This window comes from uncultured Mucilaginibacter sp. (genome assembly GCF_937859865.1).
Taxonomy (GTDB): Bacteria; Bacteroidota; Bacteroidia; order Sphingobacteriales; family Sphingobacteriaceae; genus Mucilaginibacter_A.
This window is the reverse complement of the sequence record NZ_CALMAT010000078.1, coordinates 1-4102: the sequence shown is the minus strand read 5'-3', so window position 1 is coordinate 4102 and position 4102 is coordinate 1. Positions and strand designations below refer to the sequence as shown.

The window sequence follows — 4102 nt, the reverse complement described above, 5'->3', positions numbered from 1 at the left end:
AACCAACCGTCATGATCGCATATTTAATCACATCGCCCAAAACAATACTGTGCATGCCACCCAGAATGGAGTAAAACATAGCAAACAGCGTGAAGATGATTCCATAAAAATGGGCAACATATTCTGGTGCCACATGAAAAGGAACATAAGCTTCAACCAAATTCCAGGGAACAAATATTTCGATAAACTTGCCCAAGCCAATAAAGCCGTAAGCCAAAAACCCCAGGCAACCGATCAAAGCAAAAGCTACGGTTACATTATGCGATGCTTTTACGTTTTTGCCGATTGTTCCAAAACGCGTTGCAAGCCATTCGGCACCGGTATCAGCATTGGAACGGCGCAGCCATTTGGCCAAAAACATCATGTTGAAAACCTGGTTAAACACCGGCCATAGCCACGGAATCCAGATAGATTTTAACCCATAAACGAAGCATAACGCCACCATCCACATCGTTCCGCTGATGTCGAACATATCCGAAGCATCGCTCAAACCCAACATATACCAGGGCAATTTTTTGCCGCCCATCAGGTAACTTTCCTTGTTCTCGCTGGCTTTTTTGCGCATATACCAGCCAATCATCAGCATCGAGATGAGGTAGGTAACCAGGATGGAAACGTCCAATAATCTTAATTTCATTTATTTTTCGGATCAGCTTTATTTTGATGAAGTAAAATTTTGAATGATTTTCCAGGTCGAAATATCGGTGCTAAAAACAGCATTCAAACCTTGCTCTTCCTGCGGCGGGTCGCCCATAAAATCGTCCCCTTCTTTCCAAAAAACCTGTCCGGCAATTGGCCGTGCCGTTCCTCCAAAAGCCCAAAAATTACAGCCTGCAATCGGGCCGTTAGTCTTCAGGCTGCGTTTCCATTCATTAAAAATGGCTTCATAATATTTGTTGCGGGAAGTGGTGTTTGATGTTGGATCGAAAGATTGCGCATCCCGCGGCAAGCCAAATTCTTCCAGCACCAATGGTTTATCGAGTGCTTTGGCAATTGCTTCGTGCTGGCGGATATAAGCAACGGATTTTGAGATTACCTGCGGCAAATTTTCCGCAATACTCGTATCCCGAAACCAGCCCCAGTTTTTTGGCCAGATGTGGATGGTTAAATAATCAATTGGTTTAAAAGCATGGATATCCGAAAACAGTTCCGCAGAACCTTCCGCCCCCATTACGCCTTCCGTTCCGGTGGTAACCAAATGATTTTTATCAATGGATTTAATGTAAGTTGCAGCAGCGAAAACCCATTTTTTGAAAGCATCAAAAGCTTCTGTGCGCATTGGCCGTGGTTCGTTTGCCAGTTCCCAAGCCATGATCGTTGGGTCGTTGGAATAAGAAATATGGTTGTATTTATTTACGTGCGTTACAATCAACTTTACCTGTTTATTGTAATCCTGCAAACAGCTTTCGCAGGTATAAAATTTGCTGGTTTCATTGCGCTGTTCTTCCCAGTTCAGCTTTTTGCGCATAGTAGAATCGGCCAATTGCCCGTTCCAGTTTAAGTATTGCAAAAAGCCGCCGCTCCACTCCCAGTTGTTGCTTAAATAAAGCACGGCGCGCATATCGCGTTTGCGCATCTCGTTCAGCAAATAATCTAAGCTTTCTAAAATTTCCGGTCGGTAAATATTGTGTTCCGGTTGCAACACTGGTTTTACGCGCTGTATCCCGTTTTCTAAGCCTACGCCTTCTGATCCGGCCAATACACGCAGGTTGGTTACGCCTTTTGCTTTTAAAAAATCCAGTTCCTGCCTTAACCTTGCCCTTCCCTTTTCGCCTTTTACCGCTTGCAACAAACCGCCGTACCAATAATTGGTGCCGATGTAATAATAAGGCTTGCCGTTGAGAACAAACTGACTGCCTTTTGTTTTCACAAAAGTTTGTGCCGAAACCAAAAACGACAGCAGGCAAAAGGCCAAAGCCGCAATACTGTTTTTATACATGTTTTTTAGGTGGATAAAGGTATCTTTTCTATTGCGATAACCTGGGCAAAGCTAAGCCAGCCTGCCCAAGCCGGTTAATAGTGTTTTAACAATTGTTAAAGCTATTCTGCCTTTTACTGATTTTTAGGTGGTAAAAACAGTATGCTTTTTATTAAAAACAAAGATGGATCAATACTGAAAATTTGTGCTCAAATCGGCAACCGTTACTTTGAAATCCCCCGGCTCGGTAACACGCTTTAAATCGTAATTAATAAATGATAATTTTTCTTTGTTGATCGTGAAGGTTACCGTTTTGGTTTGGCCAGGCTGCAACTCGATCTTTTCAAAAGCACGCAACCGTTTAAATTCCGGGGTGATGGAAGCAACCAGATCGCTTACGTACATTAAAACGGCTTCTTTTCCAGCCATTTTCCCGGTGTTGGTTACATCTACCGTTACCGTAATGTTGCCTGTTTCCGGCAATTTGTTGCTGCTCAACTTCAAATTGCTGTATTTAAAAGAAGTATAGCTCATGCCAAAACCAAATTCCCATTGCGGGTCGTAACCGGCGGCTTCATCGCTTACGTCTTTATTTTCGGTGTATTTGCGGTAATAATTGATCAAGCTGTTGGTATAGCGCGGGTAAGTGTAAGGCAAACGGCCGCTTGGGTTTATCTTTCCGGCCAAAACATCTGCCACCACGTTTCCGCCTTCATTACCCAAAATATAGGTGTGCAAAACGGCAGTTGTACCAGGCTCGATGGCAGAAACAACACGCGGACGACCTTCTGCTAAAACTAAAACGATGGGCTTTCCGGTTTTGGCCAATGCCACGCATTGCTTTATCCACCGTTTCCTCTATGTTGATGGCTTTTTCAAAACTCACGCCTTCGCTGTAATCTACTTTGCCTTTTCCAAAAACGTTTTGGATAGCTTCCAGGATGGTGTTCTTGTCTTTTTCGGTTTCGTTGCTGTTGTCGCCCTGCCAGCTTCTGCTCCAGCCGCCGTTTAATGAGCGCATGGTATTGGCGGTTGGCCCGGTTACCAATAGTTTTTTTCCTGCAGATAAGGGCAAAAAGTTATTGGTGTTTTTCAGGAGGGTGATACATTCGGCGGCAGCATTGTAATTGGCCTGGTTGTGCGCGGCGCTGTTAACATCCGGGTAATCGCTGGCGTTGCCAACCGGATCATTAAAAATTCCCGATTCGTATTTCACTTTCAAAATCCGGCTTACGGCATCGTTGATGCGCGCCATAGAAACTTTGCCTGCTTTTACATCGGCCAGTAAATCCTCGGTAAACGTATAATCCGTTGGCACCATGCTCATATCAATACCAGCGTTTACGGCAATGGCAACGGCATCTTTGTCATCCTTTGCTACGCGATGGCGCAGGTAAAGGTATTGGATGTCTTGCCAGTCGCTCACGGCAAAACCCTGAAAGTTTAGTTCGCCTTTTAAAATATCCGTTAAAATATGATGACTGGCATGGACCGGAACGCCATTAATTTCTGCACTGTTTACCATCACTGTTTTTGCACCTGCTTTTACGGCAGCGGCAAATTGCGGCAAAAAGTATTCGCGCATTTCTCGTTCCGGGATCCAGGCCGGTGTACGGTCGTGTCCGCTTAACGGATTGCTGTAGCCCATGTAATGTTTCAGGCAAGCCAAAACGTGGTATTTGTCTTCCACCGTTGGGTTATTTCCTTGGAAACCATTGATCGTAGCCAAACCCATTTGCATACCCAAATAAGGGTCTTCGCCAAAAGTTTCATAAATGCGCGGCCACATCGGCTGCCGGCCTAAATCTAAAACCGGACTAAAAGTCCAGGGGATAAAAGAAGCACGGGTTTCGTAAGCAGAAATTTCGGAAGCTTTGCGCGAAACTTCGGGGTTAAAAGAAGCAGCCTGTGCAATTTGCTGCGGAAACAATACGGTATTTAGCGTATAATTATTGCCGCGGATGGCATCAATTCCATACAAAACTGGGATTTTGAGGCGTTCCTGCAAAGCCATTTTCTGAACGGCCACAATCAGTGCCTGCCAGTTTGCCGTTGTTTGCGCCGTTCCGCCAACATTTAACAGCGAGCCGACTTTGTATTTTTTGATGCAAACGGCCAGCTTGTCCATATCCAGTTGCCGCGGTTCCAGCAGTTTGCCGTTTTCGGTTTTCAGCAGCATTTCGA

The 4102-nt window shown here is 44.9% G+C and carries 2 protein-coding genes and 2 pseudogenes; all 4 read right to left on the bottom strand.

Annotation, left to right across the window (positions count from 1 at the left end; all coding sequences use genetic code 11):
• Positions 1 to 637, bottom strand: a pseudogene (locus Q0192_RS08210) (sodium:solute symporter); the annotation flags it as partial.
• Positions 638 to 655: 18 nt separating this feature from the next.
• Entirely contained in the window at positions 656 to 1939 is a 1284-nt protein-coding gene (locus Q0192_RS08205; RefSeq protein WP_299288749.1) for a cellulase family glycosylhydrolase, read from the bottom strand.
• Between the two features lie 168 nt (positions 1940 to 2107).
• Positions 2108 to 2323: a fibronectin type III-like domain-contianing protein gene (locus Q0192_RS08200; RefSeq protein ID WP_299288752.1), complete on the bottom strand. Its 216-nt coding sequence runs from the start codon at positions 2321 to 2323 to the stop codon at positions 2108 to 2110.
• 180 nt (positions 2324 to 2503) lie between these two features.
• A pseudogene (locus Q0192_RS08195) lies at positions 2504 to 4046 on the bottom strand (glycoside hydrolase family 3 N-terminal domain-containing protein); the annotation flags it as partial.
• Positions 4047 to 4102 lie beyond the last annotated feature (56 nt).